Origin of the sequence: Microbispora amethystogenes (assembly GCF_016863015.1) — a bacterium.
Lineage (GTDB): Bacteria > Actinomycetota > Actinomycetes > Streptosporangiales > Streptosporangiaceae > Microbispora > Microbispora amethystogenes.
On record NZ_BOOB01000011.1, the window covers coordinates 15123 to 33184 of the forward strand.

Annotated in this window: 17 protein-coding genes; 8 read left to right on the forward strand and 9 right to left on the reverse strand. The window is 71.4% G+C overall.

Annotation, left to right across the window (positions count from 1 at the left end):
* Nucleotides 1-47: 47 nt before the first annotated feature.
* Nucleotides 48-512: a hypothetical protein gene (locus Mam01_RS08090; protein ID WP_204284772.1), complete on the forward strand. Its 465-nt coding sequence runs from the start codon at nt 48-50 to the stop codon at nt 510-512.
* An 11-nt stretch (nt 513-523) separates the two neighbouring features.
* On the opposite strand, the gene Mam01_RS08095 is transcribed toward Mam01_RS08090, so the two are convergent.
* Complete coding sequence (locus Mam01_RS08095) at nt 524-1747, reverse strand: cytochrome P450 (RefSeq protein WP_204284773.1); 1224 nt, start codon at nt 1745-1747, stop codon at nt 524-526.
* Nucleotides 1748-1920: 173 nt separating this feature from the next.
* On the opposite strand from Mam01_RS08095, the gene Mam01_RS08100 reads away from it, so the two are divergent.
* Nucleotides 1921-3441 (forward strand): MDR family MFS transporter, encoded by a 1521-nt coding sequence (locus tag Mam01_RS08100; RefSeq protein ID WP_239101130.1) that lies wholly within the window; start codon nt 1921-1923, stop codon nt 3439-3441.
* Nucleotides 3442-3460: 19 nt separating this feature from the next.
* Here the strand turns inward: Mam01_RS08100 and Mam01_RS08105 are convergent, their stop codons facing one another.
* A complete protein-coding gene (locus Mam01_RS08105; protein ID WP_239101131.1) occupies nt 3461-4411 on the reverse strand; it encodes an NADP-dependent oxidoreductase in 951 nt (316 codons plus the stop codon).
* 92 nt (nt 4412-4503) lie between these two features.
* On the opposite strand from Mam01_RS08105, the gene Mam01_RS08110 reads away from it, so the two are divergent.
* A complete protein-coding gene (locus Mam01_RS08110; protein ID WP_204284774.1) occupies nt 4504-5502 on the forward strand; it encodes an AraC family transcriptional regulator in 999 nt (332 codons plus the stop codon).
* A gap of 37 nt (nt 5503-5539) precedes the next feature.
* Here the strand turns inward: Mam01_RS08110 and Mam01_RS08115 are convergent, their stop codons facing one another.
* The 4 genes from Mam01_RS08115 to Mam01_RS08130 all read right to left on the reverse strand — a co-directional run bounded on the left by Mam01_RS08115 (nt 5540) and on the right by Mam01_RS08130 (nt 9372).
* Entirely contained in the window at nt 5540-7009 is a 1470-nt protein-coding gene (locus Mam01_RS08115; protein ID WP_204284775.1) for a flotillin family protein, read from the reverse strand.
* A gap of 47 nt (nt 7010-7056) precedes the next feature.
* Nucleotides 7057-7257 carry an NfeD C-terminal domain-containing protein gene (locus Mam01_RS08120; protein ID WP_150933842.1) on the reverse strand — a complete coding sequence of 67 codons (201 nt, stop codon included), beginning with the start codon at nt 7255-7257 and terminating at the stop codon, nt 7057-7059.
* 52 nt (nt 7258-7309) lie between these two features.
* A complete protein-coding gene (locus Mam01_RS08125) occupies nt 7310-8440 on the reverse strand; it encodes an acyltransferase family protein (protein WP_204284776.1) in 1131 nt (376 codons plus the stop codon).
* A 119-nt stretch (nt 8441-8559) separates the two neighbouring features.
* Nucleotides 8560-9372 (reverse strand): SDR family NAD(P)-dependent oxidoreductase, encoded by an 813-nt coding sequence (locus Mam01_RS08130; RefSeq protein WP_204284777.1) that lies wholly within the window; start codon nt 9370-9372, stop codon nt 8560-8562.
* A gap of 187 nt (nt 9373-9559) precedes the next feature.
* Here Mam01_RS08130 and Mam01_RS08135 point away from each other — a divergent pair, with 187 nt between their 5' ends.
* The 4 genes from Mam01_RS08135 to Mam01_RS08150 are packed head-to-tail and all read left to right on the forward strand — an operon-like array spanning nt 9560 to nt 13391.
* On the forward strand, nt 9560-12052 hold the full coding sequence (locus Mam01_RS08135) for a sensor histidine kinase (RefSeq protein ID WP_204284778.1): 2493 nt from the start codon (nt 9560-9562) through the stop codon (nt 12050-12052).
* Entirely contained in the window at nt 12049-12456 is a 408-nt protein-coding gene (locus tag Mam01_RS08140; RefSeq protein WP_030507694.1) for a roadblock/LC7 domain-containing protein, read from the forward strand. Before Mam01_RS08135 ends, Mam01_RS08140 begins: the two co-directional genes overlap by 4 nt.
* Nucleotides 12457-12487: 31 nt before the next feature.
* Nucleotides 12488-12835 carry a DUF742 domain-containing protein gene (locus tag Mam01_RS08145; protein ID WP_225311451.1) on the forward strand — a complete coding sequence of 116 codons (348 nt, stop codon included), beginning with the start codon at nt 12488-12490 and terminating at the stop codon, nt 12833-12835.
* Entirely contained in the window at nt 12816-13391 is a 576-nt protein-coding gene (locus Mam01_RS08150) for a GTP-binding protein (RefSeq protein ID WP_150933837.1), read from the forward strand. The genes Mam01_RS08145 and Mam01_RS08150 overlap by 20 nt, the downstream gene beginning before the upstream one ends.
* Here the strand turns inward: Mam01_RS08150 and Mam01_RS08155 are convergent.
* The 3 genes from Mam01_RS08155 to xylA form a co-directional block, all read right to left on the reverse strand.
* A complete protein-coding gene (locus Mam01_RS08155) occupies nt 13363-14019 on the reverse strand; it encodes a DUF998 domain-containing protein (protein ID WP_239101132.1) in 657 nt (218 codons plus the stop codon). The genes Mam01_RS08150 and Mam01_RS08155 overlap by 29 nt on opposite strands.
* Before the next feature lie 140 nt (nt 14020-14159).
* On the reverse strand, nt 14160-15539 hold the full coding sequence (gene xylB / locus Mam01_RS08160; RefSeq protein WP_204284779.1) for a xylulokinase: 1380 nt from the start codon (nt 15537-15539) through the stop codon (nt 14160-14162).
* Between the two features lie 58 nt (nt 15540-15597).
* Nucleotides 15598-16743: a xylose isomerase gene (gene xylA / locus Mam01_RS08165; RefSeq protein ID WP_204284780.1), complete on the reverse strand. Its 1146-nt coding sequence runs from the start codon at nt 16741-16743 to the stop codon at nt 15598-15600.
* 107 nt (nt 16744-16850) lie between these two features.
* On the opposite strand from xylA, the gene Mam01_RS08170 reads away from it, so the two are divergent.
* A complete protein-coding gene (locus Mam01_RS08170) occupies nt 16851-18023 on the forward strand; it encodes an ROK family transcriptional regulator (RefSeq protein ID WP_204284781.1) in 1173 nt (390 codons plus the stop codon).
* Nucleotides 18024-18062: the final 39 nt, after the last annotated feature.

Consider the following 18062-nt stretch of genomic DNA (forward strand, 5'->3'; position numbering starts at 1 on the left):
GTCAGGACAGCTTGACGTCAGGGAAACCTGACGCAATGCTTGCTGGCATGCCTACTCCTGAAGAGCTTGAGCGTCAGTTCACACTGCTGACCGCGGCCGCGCGCCTTGACGCACTCCGCACTCGCGAGGCCCTCGCCTCACCGGCCGAGGAGGCCGAGGAGGGCGATCTCGGACCCTTGTCCGGCGACGAGGACGCCGAGCCCCTGACGCGGGAGGAGACGCTGGAGCTTCTCGCGCTGGGCGAGGTGATCGCACGGAAGGCGAGCTACGGGCGTCAGCTCACGGTCCGATCGGCTCGCAGGGCCGGAGCTTCGTGGTCGCAGATCGGCGCCGCGCTGGGAACCACCAAGCAGTCGGCCTGGGAGGCGCACCAGCGATGGATCGACGAACAGGCTCGGCACCGGAGCGAAGGCCACTGGGGCTGGGACGGCGACGAAGTGGCGGCCGCCCGCGCACTCGCCGGCTCACCCGAAGGCCAGGAAGCCCAGGAAGGCCAGGAAGCCGCCGGATGAGCCCGCCGGCGTCACCCAGCCGAGGTGACGTGCAGGGCGACCGGCCGCAGGACCAGGCCGTCGGCCCATGTCACCGACTCCGGCGGAGTGGCCAGGCGGAGGGCGGGCCGCCGGGTGACCAGGGCCCTGAACGCCTCGGTGAGCTCGACCCTGGCGAGACTGGCGGCCAGGCAGCGGTGCGGGCCGTACCCGAACGCCACATGCGGGTTGGGCGGGTGGCCGGTGAAACGGTGGATGTCGAACCGGCCGGGCTCGGGGAACGCCCTCGGGTCGTGGTTGGCCGCGTTCAGGTTCGGCATGACGACCGTCCCCGCGGTCAGCGGGCCGCTCGGCAGTTCGGTGTCCTCGGTGACGCGGCGCATGAAGGCGTTGGCGGGCGGCCCGTCGAAGCGCAGGACCTCCTCGACGGCGGTGGCCGTCAGGGCGGGGTCCGCGACCAGTTCGTCCCATTGGCTCCGGTGCAGGAGCAACCGGAACACGCCACGGGCGATCATCGAGGCCGTCGTCTCGTAACCAGCTGTGATCAGGGAGAAGACGGTGTTGACGAGCTCGCCCTCCGACAGCCGGTCGCCTTCGTCCCTGGCCTGGATGAGCAGGTCGATGAGGTCCTGCCCGGGCGAGAGGCGATGCCGGGCGACCAGTTCGGCGGCGTAGGTCATGAAGCCGGTGTAGGCCTCCCCGCGCACCCGCTCGTCGGCCGTGGAGGTGGTCAGGAACATGTCCGTCCACCGGACGAACTTCTCGTAGTCGTCCATCGGCACGCCGAGCATCTCGCAGATGACATGGGCCGGTAGCCGCAGCGCGTATCCCTGGACCAGGTCGAAGTCGTCGCCCAGGCCGTCGAGGAGGTCCTCGGCGATCTTTGCGATGCGGGGACGCCACGGTTCGATCTGGCGCGGGGTGAAGGTGCCGTGCATGATCCGGCGGTAGCGCGTGTGCTCCGGCGGATCCTGGTTGACCAGCGCGTCCGGGTCGTCGTCGATGCCGACGCCGCTCACGAACCGCGGCAGCCCGGGCAGGCGGAGGTTACGGCTGGACGCGGGCGAGGCCAGCAGTGCGCGGACGTCCTCGTACCGGACGACCATCGGGACGCGGTCGCCGCTGGGCATGGTCGCCGGCTCCAGCGGCCCCGACTCACGCCGGCGGGCGAGCTCCGGCGACGGTGTGGCGAGCGGGCCCGGCACGATGTCCGGCACGATGTCCGGCCCCCCATCTGGGCTCAGCTCGGTGGCCATCGCAACCCCTTCCCAGTCGGGGGCGCCCGGGGGGCGGCCTACGCGGAACGTACGAAATGTCGCCGGGGCCGTCAACAGGTCCCGTCAACAGGCCCCGTCAACAGCTCTGGAATGTTCTGACATACGGTGACGGTTGCGCATAACGAAACCGCTGTGCCGAGGGAGTTCTGTCTGTGACCACGACGACGACATCGAAGGGCATCGGGCTACGGTCGGAACGCGGTCCCGTCCTCGCCGCCATCATGCTGTGTACCGGACTGGTGGCGCTGGACAGCACGATCATCGCGACCGCGGTGCCCTCGGTCGTCAGTGACCTCGGCGGGTTCTCCCAGTTCCCGTGGCTGTTCTCGATCTACCTGCTCACCCAGGCCGTCACCGTGCCCATCTACGGCAAGCTGGCCGACGTCTTCGGGCGCAAGCCGGTGATGTTCTTCGGCATCGCCGCGTTCCTGCTCGGGTCGGTGCTGTGCGGGGTGGCCTGGAGCATGCCCGCGCTGATCGCGTTCCGGGCGATCCAGGGCATCGGCGCCGGGGCGGTGCAGCCCATCAGCATCACGATGGCCGGCGACCTCTACTCGGTCGAGGAACGGGCCCGGGTCCAGGGCTACCTCGCGAGCGTATGGGGCATCTCGGCGGTCGTCGGCCCGACGCTCGGCGGCGTGTTCTCCGAGTACGTCTCCTGGCGCTGGATCTTCTTCATCAACCTGCCGCTCGGCGCGGTGGCCGCCTGGGTGCTCGCCCGCCGTTTCAAGGAGCAGGTGAGGCGCGGCTCCCACCGCGTCGACTATCTGGGCGCCGTGCTGCTGACCGGCGGCTCCTCGCTGCTCATCCTCGGCCTGCTGGAGGGCGGGGTCGCCTGGGAGTGGAACTCGGCGCCCAGCATCCTGATCTTCGTGGCGGGGGCGCTGCTGATCGCCGCCTTCGTCCTCGCCGAGCGCCGCGCGGCCGAACCGGTGCTGCCCTTGTGGGTGTTCCGCCGCCGCACGCTGAACGGGGGCAACCTGGTCTCCGTCGGCGTCGGCGCCCTCACCATCGGGCTCACGTCGTACGTCCCGACGTACGCGCAGGGGGTGCTGGGCACCGGCGCGCTGGTGGCGGGCTTCGCCCTGGCCGCGCTGACCATCGGCTGGCCGCTCGCGGCGACGTTCTCCGGCCGCCTCTACATGCGCATCGGGTTCCGCGACACGGCGCTGATCGGCGTCGTCGTGGTGGTGGCCGGCACCGTGCTGTGCGCGCTGCTCGGCCAGAACGCGATGATCTGGCAGGTCGCCGCCGCCTGTTTCGTGGTCGGCGTCGGCCTCGGGCTGTCGGCCAGCCCCACGATGGTCGCCGTGCAGTCGGTCGTCGGCTGGGAGCGCCGCGGCGTGGTCACCGCGACGAACATGTTCTCCCGCTCGATCGGCAGCACGGTCGGCGCCGCGATGCTGGGCGCCATCTCCAACGCGACGCTGTCGGACCGCTTCGCCCATCCGCCGGCCTCCCTCGCCGGGCGGCTTCCGGACAGCCTCGACGCCACGAGCCTGGTGCTGAACGCCCAGGGCGCGGCGGCCCACTCGGCCGCCGCGTCCTTCGTCCGGGGCGCGTTGTACGACGCCGTCCACCACATCTTCATCGCGCTCGTCGTCGTGGCCGTGCTCAGCGTCGGCGCGCTGCTGCTCATGCCCCGCCGTACGACGGAACTGTCATTCGACTGACGGAGACGGCCCCCGCGGATCAGAGCTCGATGACGACCTTGCCCCGGGTCCGGCCGGCTTCTGCCATCCGGTGTACGGCCGCCAGATCCGCCAGGGGGCGCCGCTCCGCGACGTCGACGACGATCTCCTCCGCGTCCACCAGGGCGGCCATCTCGGTCAGCTGATCCACGTCGTTGCGGGTCACGAACCGCGTGGCGGTGACTCGCGAGCCCGGGGGCGGCCGAACGGGCGCGGTGATCGAGACGAGGTGGCCTCCGGGGCGTACCAGCCGGGCCAGATCCGGCCCGGCGCCGGGCGCGAACGGGACGAGGTTGAGCAGCACGTCCAGGTTCCCGGGCAGGGGATCGGTCAGGTAGTCCACCACCTCGTCGGCTCCGCAGGCCCGGACCGCCGCGGCGCTGCGCGCGTTCCCGGCCGTGGCGATCACCGTCGCTCCGGCCCTTCTGGCGAGCTGCACGGTGAACATCCCCACCCCGCCGCCCGCCCCGTTGACCAGCACACGCCGCCCCGGTGCGATCCGGCCGTGCTCGTACACCGCCTGCCATGCCGTCAGCCCCGCCACGGGGATCGCGGCGGCGTCCGCGAGCGGGACGACCATCGGCGCCGGGGCCAGCAGCCGCGCGGGCGCGACAGCGTACTCCGCCGCCGCCCCGCCCTCCAGCAGGCCCATGACCCTGTCCCCCGGGCGCGGCCAGGACACCCCCGCCCCGGTCGCCACCACTGTGCCCGAGACGTCCCACCCGAGCGTGTGCGGTAGCGGAAGGCCCGCCGTCTCCGGCACCACCGTCCGCAGCAGCCCCGAGCGCAGCCCGATCTCGGACGGGTTGAACGAGGTGCCCGCCACCTTGATCAGCACCTCGCCCCGGCCGGGCGTGGGGATCGGGATCTCCTCCTGGCGGATAACGGACGCGTCGCCGTACTCGTGGATGCGGGCGGCCCGCATCGTGGCGCGGCTGCTCTCGTGTGTCATGAGTGCGACGGTAGGACGGCCCGGCCAGACGTCCAATGTCATGAAGTCTGGATTTGATACGCGATCGTCTGGTCTTCCGTAGGGTGATCGGTATGGACGTGCTCAGCGATGTCATCTCCGTCATGCGTACCGGGCGGCCGAACGCGGCACGCGTGCAACGGCGCGGCGTCTGGGGACAGCGGTTCCCGGCGGTACCGGGGGCGGCGGGTTTCCAGGTGATCCTGCGGGGCTCGTGCTGGCTCATCCCGCAGGAGGACGACACCGGCGCCGCGCCGGTCCCGCTGTCCGCCGGAGACGTGGTCTTCTTCTCGCAGGGTCACCCGTACGGCCTGGCCGACTCGCCCGCCACACCCCTCGCCGTCACCGCCTGCGACCCGACGGCCGAAGACCTGGCGTTGTTCGTGAACGACTCGGCGGGACCGGACACCCCGGACGGCGGCGAGGCGGCCACGGTGACCTTGTGCGGCGGGTACCGCCTCGACCCGCGGCGAACGCACCCGCTGCTGCACGACCTGCCCGGCCTCATCCATATTCCGACCCGCGCCACCTCGATGACCGGAGACGGACCGGAGGCCGCCGCGGACGCGACGGCCGAGCTGGGCGCGGTCGTCGCCATCCTCGGCCGTGAGATCGCCACTCCCCGCCCGGGGACGGACGCCGTCGTCCCCGCGCTGCTGGACATGCTCCTGCTCTACATCCTGCGGGCCTGGTTCGACGGGCAACTCGCCCGGGGCGCGGCCACCGGATGGGCGGCCGCGCTGTCCGATCCGGCGGTCAGCACCGCCTTGCACGCCGCTCACCAGGACCCGGCCCGGCCGTGGACGGTCGAGTCGCTGGGCCGGGAGGCCGGGATGTCCCGTGCCGCCTTCGCCGCCCGCTTCACCGCCCTGGTCGGCCAGCCGCCGCTGACGTACCTGACCTGGTGGCGCATGACCACGGCGGCGCGGCTGCTGCGGGACTCCGACGCCGGGCTGGCCGAGATAGCCGCCCGTGTCGGCTACAGCTCGGAGTACGCCTTCGGCGCCGCCTTCAAACGCGTCTACGGCACCGCTCCCGGCCTCTATCGCCGGCGTTCGTCCCCGTCCGGATGACGGGGACGAACGCTACGGCTGACCAGCCCGCCCTCGATCAGGCGATGGGCTTGACGGGGTGCTCGGCGCCGTTCACGCTCGCGCTTTCCTGCTGGGAGGCCGTCGCGGGCGAGCCGCCGGCCAGGAGGGTGCGCGCCAGGCCCAGCCCGGTGCCGCCCAGCGTGAGCGCCTTGGCCAGCATCTCCTCGATGCCCTGGGCGCCGTTGAGGACCACCATGTGGTCGACGTTGCCGAACGCCTTCGCCCCGGCCTCCACGATCTGCGGCCAGTTCTCGGCGAGCTGCTGGGCGATGACGGCTTCCTGGTTCTCCCGCAGCGCCTCCGAGCGGGCCCTGATCGCCTCGGCCTCGGCCAGACCGCGCGCCTTGGCGGCCTCGGCCTCCGCGAGACCGCGCGCCTTGGCGGCCTCGGCCTCGCTCAGACCGGTCGCCCTGGTCGCGGCCGCGGCGGCCTCACCGCGCAGCCGCACCGACTCGGCGTCGGCCGCGGCCGCCTGCTTGACCTGCGACGCCTGCGCGACGGCCCGCAGCTCGGTCTCCTTCGCCTCCGCCTCGGCCTGCGCGATGCGCGCGTCACGCTCGGCCTGCGACAGCGTCACGGTCTCGTACGCCTTGGCGTCGGCGGGCTTGCGCACCTGCGACTGGAGCCGCTGCTCGGAGAGCTGGGCCTCCAGCTCGGCCGTACGGGTCTCCTGGACGACGACCTCCTGACGGGCCGTCGCCTCCGACAGCGGACCGGACTGCCGCGACCGCGCCTGCGCCTCGTCGATCTCCGCCTGGTAGGAGGCCTGCTTGATCTGCGCGTCACGCCACGCGGCGGCCTTGTTCGCCGCCGCGATCTGCTCGGCCTCGGTGGCCTCCTGGTCGCGCTGCGCCTCCGCGATGCGGGCGGACGCGGCGATCTTCGCGGCGTGCGGCTTGCCCAGGTTCGTGATGTAGCCGGTCTCGTCCTCGATCTCCTGGATCTGCAGCGAGTCGACCACCAGGCCGAGCTTGCTCATCTCGTCGGCCGCGGAGCTGCGGGTCTCGCTGGTGAGCCGCTCCCGGTTGAGAATGAGATCCTCGACGGTCAGGTTGCCGATGATCGAGCGCAGGTGACCGGTGAACAGCTCGTGGATGGCGCCGTTCATCGAGTCCTGCTGGTCGAGGAAGCGCCGGGCGGCGTTCGCGATGCTGCTGAAGTCGTCGCCCACCTTGTAAATGATCACGCCGCGCACCTGGACCGGGATGCCCTGCTGGGTCACGCAGTTGACCTGCAGGTTCGTGGCCCGGCTGTCGAGCCGCAGCCGCCGGGAGGTCTGGAAGCCGGGCAGCACGGCGGTGCCCTTACCTGTCACGATCTTGAAGCCCAGGCTGTCGGCGAGCTCGTTCCTCGTGTGGGCGCCGAGGCCCGAGATGATGAGCGCCTCGTTGGGCTCGGCCACCCGCCAGATGGCCTTGAACAGCATGATGAGGACGATCAGGGCGACGATGGCGACGCCGCCCACGACCACGATCTCCGAGGACAATGGGAGCCTCCGTCCAGTGGGGGGATGAGAGAGGAGGAGGGTGCGGGTCAGACGATCGCGCGGGCGACGTAGACGCTGCGCGGGGGCGAGTACTCCACGACGACGACGATGGACCCCACCGGGATCTCCTCGTCCGGGACGCTCGGATAGGCGTAGAACGCCTCGACACCCCCGCGGATGGGGACCATCACCTCGCCGACGAGGCCGGGACCGATCCTGCCCGTGACCCTGCCCTGTCTGCCGACCACCCGCGTCACCCCGTCGTTTTCACCACACCTGGCCGCACCGCGAATGCGTACGCTACCCCGGATTGCGCGCTTCGCCGTGTTCTGCACCATCGCCCGGAAAACGTCCGTACGGCCCTGGGAGTTCCGCCCGGCGTCTACCGGGCCGCCGACCGCGCCGCTGACCGGGCCGGCGCAGCGTCGTGAACGCCCAGGAGACGTCCGGCTCGACCGCCCACCGGAAGACCCGCCGTACCGGAGTGGTGCACAGCAGGGCCGCCAGTACGGCGCCGAGGGCCACCATCGCCGCCACGCCGAGCGGATTGACGAGCGCGTCGTGGAAGCGCTCGGTGACCTTCACCGCGAAGCCGTGCAGCAGATAGGCGTACATGGTGGCGGCGCCGAGGCCGGAGAACCAGGTGCGGCGGTCCGGGGTGAGCGCGAGGAACGCCAGGACCAGCAGGAAGCCCGCCGCCAGCATGGCGAGCCTGATCAGGGTGCCGGTCAGGTCGTCCACGCCGATCTGGTGGTTGGAGTGGCGCCAGCGGATCCACTCCGTCGGCACGAGCCGGTGCACGGCGAAGGCCCCGGCGAGCGCCGCAGCCAGCACGGCGCCACCCGTGATCGCGGCCACCCGCCCGCGCAGCATCTCCAGGTGGCCGGGGGTGAGCATGAGCCCGAGCACGTAGAACGGCAGCAGGCCGAAGGTGCGGTTCATCGACAGCTCGTCCGGCAGCGCGCTCGTCCCCGACAGCAGCGAGAGCCCGACCGCGACGACCAGAGGATGCCGCAACTGCTGCCAGACCGGGGTGGACAGCCGCCAGAGGAACAGCGACATCAGGAACCAGGTCAGGTAGTACGGATCGAGCAGGCTGATCTCCAGCTTGCCGTACAGGAACCAGCGAGGCAGCGAGTAGGCCACCTCGAAGATGACGTACGGCACGGCCAGGCCGCTGATGAGCTTGCGCGCCTTGCCCGCGGAGAACGTGAAGTTACGCGACAGGTAGCCGCTGATCACGATGAACAGCGGCATGTGGAAGAGGTAGACGTAGAAGTAGAGCGCGTGCGCCGCGGGGACGTCCCGCAGGTCCTCCACGAGGTGCCCGGAGACGACGAGCACGATGGCCAGGAACTTGGCGTTGTCCAGCAGCGGGTCGCGGGCGGGGGCCGCCGGGCCGGACGTGCGCGCGGGAGCGGTCACGGTCATGCGGCCGGACCCTAGTCATCCGTCACTCACCCGTCCGTGAGCACCGGCGCAACCCCCGGCGAACACTCCCCTAACTCTTCGGAGCCCGGCGGCCCGCAGGCCCGTCACCCGTCAACCCGTCAGCCCGACAGTCCGGTGGCGGCGGCGCTGGCGTCCCAGAGGGCGGCGGCGAGGGCGGGGTCGGACATCCGCGCCGGCACCCGGGCGGGGGCGTTCTTGACGAAGTAACGGCCCGGGTGGTCCACGCCGTCGGCGTGGGTGACGAGGTGGACGATCCTGGCGGCGCCGGCCTCGACCGGCTCGCCGACACCGGGAACGCGCCACACCATCTTCATGAAGAGCGTGCCGTCCGCGAAGGACGTCTTCAGCACCCCCGGGTGCAGGCACGTGGCGGCGAGCCCGCGCTCGGCGAGCGACACGGTGAACAACGCGTTGGCCTGCTTGGAGTCGCCGTACTGCTGCCAGCCGTTCCAGCGCTGCCGTTCCCTGGACAGGTCGGCGGGATCGAGGCGGCCGAACTTCGCGGCCCGCGACGAGGTGGTGACGACCCGGGCGGACGACGCCGCGAGCCGGTCGGCGAGCAGGTTCGTGAGCAGGAACGGCGCAAGGTGGTTGACCTGCATCATCAGCTCGTTGCCGTCCACCGTCGTCCGCCGGTCGGGCGTCATGACGCCCGCGTTGTTGACCAGCACGTCGATGCGTTCGTAGCGGGCCAGCAGGTCCGCGGCCAGCCGGCGCACCTGGTCGAGTGAGGAAAAGTCGGCCACAAGAGTGTCCGGGCGGGCGCCGCCGGCCTCCGCGGCCCGGTCCGCGACGGCGCTCACCTTCTCGGGAGTGCGCCCGACGAGCACGATTTGATGACCTAGCCGGGCGAGATCAAGGGCGGAAGCTGCACCGATTCCGGCACCAGCCCCAGTGATCACAGTAATCATGGTTTCCTCCTCCTGCGCGCGGAGTGTATCGGTGCTAGCCTTCTGTGCGATCTTCCGGAGGTGCATTCCCCCATAAATGCGGCACAGCCTCCAGCACTGCAGGAGTGGCCATATGGGTTCAAAAAACCGCTCGATTCGGTTCAAGATCTTCTTACTGCTGCTCCTACCATTGCTCATGTTGAGTGCTATGTGGGGGTTTGCCCTAAAACTCACGGTCGGCGACGGTGTCATCCTCCTGCGTGCCAAGACGCTGTACGACACCATCGGCATCGCCTCCACCGACCTCGGGCTGCAGATCCAGGCCGAACGCGCGCTGACCGCGGGAGTGCTGAGCAGCGGCCAGACGACCTCCGGCACGCTCACCACGCAGCAGGCCAAGACCACCGCCTCGGTGGACAGGTTCAGGAAGACCGCCAACGAGGAGTCCACCCGTGACGCCATGGGCGAGGACCTCGTGGCGCCCCTGGACACCCTGCTGTCCTCGCTCGAACGCCTGCCCTCGATCCGGGAGTCCGTCTCGCTCGGCCAGGCGGACCGGCTCTACGCCATCAACTCCTACAACGCGATCATGGACGACATGTTCGCGCTGTACGAGAGGCTGGTCTCGGTCCCCGACCTGACCGTCTTCCAGCAGGCCAGCGCGATGCAGGGGATGGGCAACGCGCACGAGATGATCAGCCGCGAGGACGCCCTCATCCGCGGCGCGCTCGCCAGCGGCATGATGACCGGCGAGGAGCAGACCGCGTTCAGCGAGTGGGTCTCCACCCGCCGGTTCCTCTACCGGAAGAACCGCGCGATCCTGACCGGCGAGATGCGCGCGCCGTACGAGCAGGAGCTCACCTCGCCGCTGTTCGACCGCTTCACGGCGCTGGAGAACCTGCTCGTCAACCGGGTGCGCACCGGCGGGCCGGTCCCGCCGGAGGCCCAGAAGTGGTCGGCGACCGTCGACCAGCTGATCCTCAGGCTCGACTCGGCCCGGGTGAAGGCGTCGGACGCGCTCAACACGAATGCCACCTCGGTCGCCACCGGGATCCTGCTCCGCATCCTGGTCGCCGGAGGGCTCGGCCTCGTCGTCATCGTGACGACGATCATCTTCTCCGTACGGTTCGGCCGCCGTCTCGCCCGTGACCTCGCCGGGCTGCGCGACGCCGCGCTCGATCTCGCCGACGTACGGCTGCCGCGGGTCGTCGAGAAGCTGCGGCGCGGCGAGGAGGTGGACGTCGAGGCCGAGGCGCCCCCGATCAACGCGACGGGGTCCAGCGAGGTCGAGGACGTCGCCCACGCGTTCGGCTCCGTGCAGCGCACCGCCGTGGAGGCCGCCGTCGGCCAGGCCGCCCTCCGCCGCGGCGTCGGCCAGGTCTTCCTCAACCTGGCCCGGCGCAAGCAGACCCTGCTGCACCGCCAGCTCACGCTGCTCGACACGATGCAGCGCCGGGCCGAGGACCCGGAGGCGCTGGAGGACCTGTTCCGGCTCGACCACCTCACCACCCGCATGCGGCGGCACGCGGAAGGCCTGATCATCCTGTCCGGGGCCACGCCCGGACGCGCCTGGCGCAAGCCGGTGCCGCTCATCGACGTGGTCCGTGCGGCGATCTCCGAGGTGGAGGACTACACCCGGATCACGATGGCCCCGATGCCGGCCGCCACCCTCACCGGCGCGGCCGTGGCCGACCTCGTCCATCTGATCGCCGAGCTGATGGAGAACGCCACCGTCTTCTCGCCGCCGCACACCAGGGTGGAGGTCCGCGGGGAGCTCGTCGCCAACGGGCTCGCGATCGAGGTCGAGGACCGCGGCCTGGGCCTCGCCCCCGAGGAGTACGACGAGATCAACACGCGGCTGACCGATCCGCCGGAGTTCGACCTGGCCGACAGCGACAGGCTCGGGCTCTTCGTCGTCAGCCAGCTCGCGGTCCGGCACGGGGTGCGGGTGGTGCTGCGCGGGTCGCCGTACGGCGGGACGACCGCGATCGTGCTCATCCCCCGCACCCTGGTCGTGGAGGACGGCGCGCCCGCGGCGATCGAGGGACCGCCGCCCTCCCGCGGCGCCCACGCCAAGCCCGTACCGGAGACGCTCCGGGAGCCACTGCGGGAGACGCTCCGGGAGGCCCTGCTGGAGCCAGTGCCGGAGAGCACGCCGGAGACGCTGCGGGAGGCCGTCGCGGGACGGGTGTGGGACCCCGCCGGAGCCGCGGAGGGCCCCGAGTCGTCCCCGTTCTTCACCCCGGCCGCCCTGCGGACCGAGGCCGTGCCCTCCTCGGTGCGCGAGGCTCCGCCCGCCCCCACAGCCGTTCCCACCCCGTTCCCCACCCCCGTCCCGACGCCTGTCTCCAGGCCGGAGCCGGTCGCCGCGAACGGCACGCCGAACGGTGCGGGAAACGGTGCGGGAAACGGCACCGCGTCCCGGGCCAGGGGATCGGCCGCCAACGGGACCCACGCCGGTCTGCCGCGCCGGGTCCGTCAGGCCAACATCGCTCCGCAGCTACGCACCCCGTCCACGCAGCCGACGCAGCCGCCGCTGTCCGCCCCTCCCATGGAGGAGCGGTCACCCGAGGAGGCCAGGGCCGTGTTCGCCGCCTTCCAGAGCGGAGCGCGCCGGGGCCGGGAGGACTCCGACCAGCCGGGTGGGGTAGCACCCGGTGACCACGCACACAACACGCACGGCGAGAAGGGTGACGCATGACCGGCAAAGCGACGTCGACCGGCGAACTGAACTGGCTGCTCGACGATCTCATCAGCAGGGTCGCCGCCGTCCGCCAGGCGGTGATCCTCTCCACCGACGGCCTCGTCGTGGGAGCCTCCCAGGGGCTGAGCCGGGAGGACGCGGAGCACCTGTCGGCGGTCGCCGCCGGGTTCCAGAGCCTGGCCAGAGGCGCCGGGCGGCACTTCGGAGGTGGCGAGGTGCGGCAGACCATCGTCGAGATGGAGGCGGCGTTCCTCTTTGTCACCGCCGCCGGGCAGGGCACCTGCCTGGCCGTCCTGGCCGCCTCCGACGCCGACGTCGGCCACATCGCGTACGAGATGGCGATGCTGGTCAAGCGAGTGGGCCAGCACATCTCCACCAACCCGCGCCGGATCTCCCCGTGAGACGGGCGGGCATATGACGGGACCCCAATGGATGGACGAGGAGGCCGGGCCATTGGTCCGGCCGTACGCGCTGACAGGGGGCCGGGCGCGGCACTCCGGCGTGAAACTCGATCTCATCACGATGGTGACCACCACGGGTTCACGCAGGGACCTGTCCGGGATAGGTCCCGAGCAGCGACGGATTCTCGACCTCGCGCGCGGCGGCGCGTCGGTGGCGGACATCGCGTCCGACATCGACCTGCCGCTGGGCGTGGTACGCGTCCTGATCGGGGATCTCCTCGACCTGGGACTCGTCGAGGCACGGGCTCCGGGCAAAGTGGCGCCGCTGCCAAGCGAGCGCATTCTCAAGGAAGTGATCAATGGCCTTCGCGCCCTCTGAGGAGCCGGTCGCCCTCAAGATATTGGTGGCCGGCGGCTTCGGCGTCGGCAAGACCACGCTGGTCGGCGCGATCAGCGAGATTCGCCCTCTCCGTACGGAGGAGGTGCTGTCCGACCGCGGCGTCGGCGTCGACGACATCGACGGCGTGGAAGCCAAGACGACCACCACGGTCGCGATGGACTTCGGACGCATCACCATCAGGGAAGGCCTGGTGGTCTACCTGTTCGGCACCCCCGGGCAGGAGCGCTTCTGGTTCATGTGGGACGAGCTCAGCTACGGCGCGCTCGGCGCGGTCGTGCTGGCCGACACCCGGAGACTGACCGACTGCTTCCCGTCCATCGACTACTTCGAACAGCGCGGCACGCCGTTCATCGTGGCGGTGAACTGCTTCGACGGTGCGGATCAGCACGAGGCCGACGACGTGCGGATCGCCCTCGATCTCGATCCGGAGGTGCCCGTCCTGCTCTGCGACGTACGGCGGCGCGCCTCGGCGAAGGTCGTGCTCGTCACCCTCGTGGAGCACGCGCTCAAGATGCTGACGGCCGCCCAGCGCTGATCGGCATGACGGCCGCCGTTCCGCTCGCGGAGCGGCGGCCCCAGGTGAGCTGGACGAGCCGCAGGGCGAGCAGCCCGAGGACGGACACCTCGGCGGCCAGCAGCAGCCGCTCCACCAGGCCGATCATGACGCCGTGGCCGGGCAGCGCGACGTAGGTGATGGCGGCGAGGCCGAGGCCGGAGGCGAGCGCGAGCCATTCGAGCGGCCGGGCGACGACCTGCCACCGCTCGTCCTGGCCGAGCCGGCCCACGAGCTGGATCGCGGCGGCGGGCACGCTCACGAAGGCGGCCGCCGACAGGAGTCCGTGCAGGTCGCCCTGCCAGCTCGTGTCCGACGGGATGACCGCCGCGCCGATGAGAGAGGCGCTCCACAGGCCGATCAGGCGGGCGGGCCAGCCGTCCACGGGCGCGTGCACCGCGCGCATCCCGGCGAGCAGGGCGAGCGAGGCCAGGCCGAGGACGGCCATGGCCGTCTCGATCACGCCGCCGTCGTCCCGCGCCGCGTACTGGCTGATCGTCATGGAGACGGGATCCAGCGAGGGTTCCCCGCCAACCTGCGCCGCCACGACGGTGGCGACGGCGAGCACCATGCCGCAGCCGGCGAGCAGGGGATAGATCCTCTTGACCATAACTTCAGAATCCCGCGTACGGCCCGTTTCTAACATCCGGGACAACGCGTACATCACCCCGATAGGGGATCAGGGTCGTCTCAGGGTGGGGTCCCCGGGGTCGCGTGGACCCCACCCCGGACGTCTATCCTGCGCGGCGTCTACTCCGCCGCCTCGTGGTAGCGCTCGCGCAGGCCGGGAGTGGGGTCGCCCTCGTACCGCTCGGTGCCACCCGACGTGCCGCCCGGCTCCCAGTGGGGCGGCTCCGGCGCGCCGGACAGCAGCCAGGCGGCCTGCTTGGCGGCGCCGTCCGCGACGTACTCCCCGGGGGTGGGGACGAGCACCGGACGCCCGAACACGGTGGGCGCGATCCGGCGCACCGCCTCCGAGCGCGCGCCGCCGCCGATGAGCAGCACCCTGGCGGGCTCGACGCCGAGCGCGTCCAGCGCGTCGGCGAGCCCGCACAGCATGCCCTCGACCGCGGCCCGGGCCAGGTGCTCCGGGGTGGAGTTGGACAGGCGCAGCCCGTGCAGGGACCCGGTCGCGTCGGGCCGGTTCGGGGTGCGCTCTCCCTCCAGGTACGGCACGAGGACCAGCCCGTCCGCACCGGCGGGGGCCCGCAGAGCCAGGTCACTCAGCTCCTGGGGCGTGACCCGCAGCATCCGGGCCGTGGCGTCCAGCACCCGCGCCGCGTTCAGCGTGCAGACCAGCGGGAGATACCGCCCGGTGGCGTCGGCGAACCCCGCGACCAGCCCGGCCGCGTCGGCGGACGGCGTCTCGGAGACGGCGAACGCCGTGCCCGACGTGCCGATGGACACCACCACGTCGCCGGGCCGCATGCCCGCGCCGAGCGACGCCGCCATGTTGTCGCCGGTGCCGGGCGCGAGCAGCGCGCCACCCTGCTCGGCTGTGCCCGCCTGCTCGGCCGGACCGAGCACGCGGGGCAGTTCCGGCACCCGGCCCATGGCGAGTTCCAGCAGGTCGGTGCGGTACTCACCGGTGGCGGGCGACCAGTAGCCGGTGCCGGAGGCGTCGCCCCGGTCGGTCGCGATCGTGTCCGGCCGCCCGGCGAGCCGCCAGGTGAGCCAGTCGTGCGGGAGACAGACCGACCGCGTACGGCGGGCGTTGTCCGGCTCCTCGCGGGCGAGCCAGCGGAGCTTGGTCACCGTGAACGACGCCACCGGCACGCTGCCGACGGCCTCGGCCCACGCCTTCGGTCCGCCCAGCTCGGCGACCAGGTCGGCCGCGGCCCCGGCCGACCGGGTGTCGTTCCACAGCAGCGCGGGCCGGACCACCTCGCCGTCCTCGTCGAGGCAGACCATGCCGTGCTGCTGTGCCCCCACGCTGACGGCGGCGACGTCCGCCAGGCCGCCCGCCTGCTCGATCGCGCTCTGCAGGGCGGTCCACCAGTGGTCGGGATGGACCTCCGTGCCCTCCGGGTGGGGGGCGCGGCCCTCGCGCACGAGGGCCCCGCTCTCCGCGTCCCGGATCACGACTTTGCAGCTCTGGGTCGACGAGTCGACCCCTGCCACGAGCGTCACAGTCGTCCCCTCACTCTGTCTCTCGCTCTGTCTCTCGCTCCGTCTGTCGGCCGGCCGGTCAGCCGCGGACGCCGAGGAGGTGCTCGATCGCGAGCTGGTTCAGCCGGGTGAAGTGGAAGCCGCGCTCCGCCGCCGCGTCCACGTCGATCGACTCGGCGAGGACGTCCTCGTACGTCTCACCGGCGGCGAGGGTCGGCTGGGCCAGCTCGTTGTACCTGCTGGCCTCCAGCGCCGCCTGCACCTCGGGGTCGGCGCGGTAGGCCTTCGACTTCTCCTTGAAGATGAGGTAGGTCCGCATGTTGGCCGCGGCCGACTCCCAGACGTCTTCCTTGTCCTCGGTGCGCAGCGGCTTGTAGTCGAAGTGGCGCGGGCCGTCGTAGCCGCCGTTCTCCAGCAGGTCGACGAGGAAGAAGGCGTTCTTCACGTCGCCGTGGCCGAAGATGAGGTCCTGGTCGAACCTCGGGCCGTGCTGGCCGTTGAGGTCGATGTGGAACAGCTTGCCGTGCCACAGCGCCTGGGCGATGCCGTGCACGAAGTTCATGCCGGCCATCTGCTCGTGGCCGGTCTCGGGGTTGAGGCCCACCATCTCGGGGTGCTCCAGCGAGTTGATGAACGCCAGGGCGTGCCCGATCGTCGGGAGCAGGATGTCGCCGCGCGGCTCGTTCGGCTTGGGCTCGACCGCGAAGCGGATGTCGTAGCCCTTGTCGATCACGTACTGGCAGAGGAGGTCGAAGCCCTCCTTGTAGCGGTCGAGCGCGACCCGCACGTCCTTGGCGGCCTCGGACTCGGCGCCCTCACGGCCGCCCCAGCACACGTACGTCTTCGCGCCCAGCTCGGCGGCGAGGTCGATGTTGCGGATCACCTTGCGCAGCGCGTAACGCCGGACCTCGCGGTCGTTGCTGGTGAACCCGCCGTCCTTGAAGATCGGGTGGGTGAACAGGTTGGTGGTGGCCATCGGCACCTTCATGCCGGTGTCGGCCAGCGCCTTCTTGAAGTTCTCGATCGCCTTGGCCCGGTCCGGCTCCACCGCGAGGAGGTCGTCGTCGTGGAAGGTCACACCGTACGCGCCGAGCTCGGCCAGGCGGTGGACGCTCTCGACCGGGTCCAGCGGGGCCCGGGACGCGTCGCCGAACTGGTCGCGCGCCTGCCAGCCGACGGTCCACAGCCCGAACGTGAAACGGTCCTCGGGAGTGGGGGTGTACATGAGTCGCCTCCGAATTAGTCTATGTTGTGGACTAAATATTCCGACGTAGCGGGCTCCGGGTCAAGAGGGCGTGTCCAGGTCTTCAACGCCCGATAGTGGAGGGTGTGATGTCGCAGGCCGTACGACACGACGCGATGCGCGCCCGGAACCTGGCGCTCGTGCTGGGCGAGGTGGGCGCGCGCGGCGCGGTGACACGGGCCGCCCTCGCCGAGATAACGGGCCTGACCAAGACGACCGTCTCCAAGCTGGTCGGCGACCTCATCGAGGGCGGCCTGGTGGTGGAGACCGGCGCCGTCCGGGACGGCGAGCGCGGCAGGCCCGGGGTCGAGATCCGGATCAGCGGGCGCAGCGTGGCCGCCCTCGGCCTGGAGGTGAACGTCGACTACCTGTCCGTGTGCGTGGTCGACCTCGCCCGGACCGTGCGGCTTCGCCGTACACAGGCTGTGGACAACCGCGCCGCACCCCCTGTGGACAGCATCGCGCGACTTGGGAATCTGGCCGCGAACGTTGTGGACGAAGCTGTGGAGAAGGGCCTCCGGGTGGTCGGCGGGGTGCTGGCCGTGCCCGGCCCCGTGGACAGGACCACCGGCGACGTCCGGAACGCTCCCAACCTGGGCTGGCGCGACGTCCCGCTGGCGTCGCTCCTCCGGCACTTCCCCTTCCCCGTACGCGTCGAGAACGAGGCGAACCTGGCCGCGCTCGGGGAGCTGTGGTTCGGGTCGGGGCTGCCCGATTTCCTGCATGTTTCAGGGGAGATCGGCATCGGGGCCGGGCTCGTCGTCCGCGGCCGGCTCTTCCGGGGGGCGCACGGCTTCGCCGGCGAGCTCGGGCACGTCGTGGTCGCGCCCGACGGGCCGCAGTGCCGCTGCGGCGGCCGGGGATGCCTCGAACAGTACGCCGGGCAGGACGCCCTGCTGGCCGCCGCCGGAGGCGTGCGCGGCCAGCTCGGCGTCGGGCAGGTGGCCCAGCGCCTGCGGGAGGGCGACGAGAAGGCGCGGGATGCCTGCGAGCGGGCGGCGTGGGCGCTCGGGGTGGCCCTGTCGTCGGCGATCAACCTGGTGGACCCCGGCGCCATCGTCCTCGGCGGGATCTACGCGCCGCTCTTCCGCTGGATCGGCGACGTGGTCGGGGACACGCTGCGGGCCCGCCTCGGCCAGATGCGCGGCACCGTGCCGCCGGTGATCGTGTCGCGACTCGGCGCGGAGGCGGCCGCCCTCGGCGCGGCCGGTCAGGTGATCGAGCAGGTCATGGCCGATCCCGCCGCTCTTTTGCACACCTGAGCTAGACTTACTTGAAAGCTCAAGTAACGAGCTCAAGCA

What these genes read in the sequence shown, in the direction of transcription:
- Mam01_RS08095 (WP_204284773.1), bottom strand. Translation starts at nt 1,747, where the DNA reads ATGGCCACCGAGCTGAGCCCAGATGGGGGGCCGGACATCGTGCCGGAC.
- Mam01_RS08140 (WP_030507694.1), top strand. Translation starts at nt 12,049, where the DNA reads ATGACCGGCAAAGCGACGTCGACCGGCGAACTGAACTGGCTGCTCGAC.
- Mam01_RS08125 (WP_204284776.1), bottom strand. Translation starts at nt 8,440, where the DNA reads ATGACCGTGACCGCTCCCGCGCGCACGTCCGGCCCGGCGGCCCCCGCC.
- Mam01_RS08090 (WP_204284772.1), top strand. Translation starts at nt 48, where the DNA reads ATGCCTACTCCTGAAGAGCTTGAGCGTCAGTTCACACTGCTGACCGCG.
- Mam01_RS08110 (WP_204284774.1), top strand. Translation starts at nt 4,504, where the DNA reads ATGGACGTGCTCAGCGATGTCATCTCCGTCATGCGTACCGGGCGGCCG.
- Mam01_RS08155 (WP_239101132.1), bottom strand. Translation starts at nt 14,019, where the DNA reads ATGGTCAAGAGGATCTATCCCCTGCTCGCCGGCTGCGGCATGGTGCTC.
- Mam01_RS08145 (WP_225311451.1), top strand. Translation starts at nt 12,488, where the DNA reads ATGGACGAGGAGGCCGGGCCATTGGTCCGGCCGTACGCGCTGACAGGG.
- Mam01_RS08105 (WP_239101131.1), bottom strand. Translation starts at nt 4,411, where the DNA reads ATGACACACGAGAGCAGCCGCGCCACGATGCGGGCCGCCCGCATCCAC.
- Mam01_RS08135 (WP_204284778.1), top strand. Translation starts at nt 9,560, where the DNA reads ATGTGGGGGTTTGCCCTAAAACTCACGGTCGGCGACGGTGTCATCCTC.
- Mam01_RS08170 (WP_204284781.1), top strand. Translation starts at nt 16,851, where the DNA reads ATGTCGCAGGCCGTACGACACGACGCGATGCGCGCCCGGAACCTGGCG.
- Mam01_RS08150 (WP_150933837.1), top strand. Translation starts at nt 12,816, where the DNA reads ATGGCCTTCGCGCCCTCTGAGGAGCCGGTCGCCCTCAAGATATTGGTG.
- Mam01_RS08130 (WP_204284777.1), bottom strand. Translation starts at nt 9,372, where the DNA reads ATGATTACTGTGATCACTGGGGCTGGTGCCGGAATCGGTGCAGCTTCC.
- xylA (WP_204284780.1), bottom strand. Translation starts at nt 16,743, where the DNA reads ATGTACACCCCCACTCCCGAGGACCGTTTCACGTTCGGGCTGTGGACC.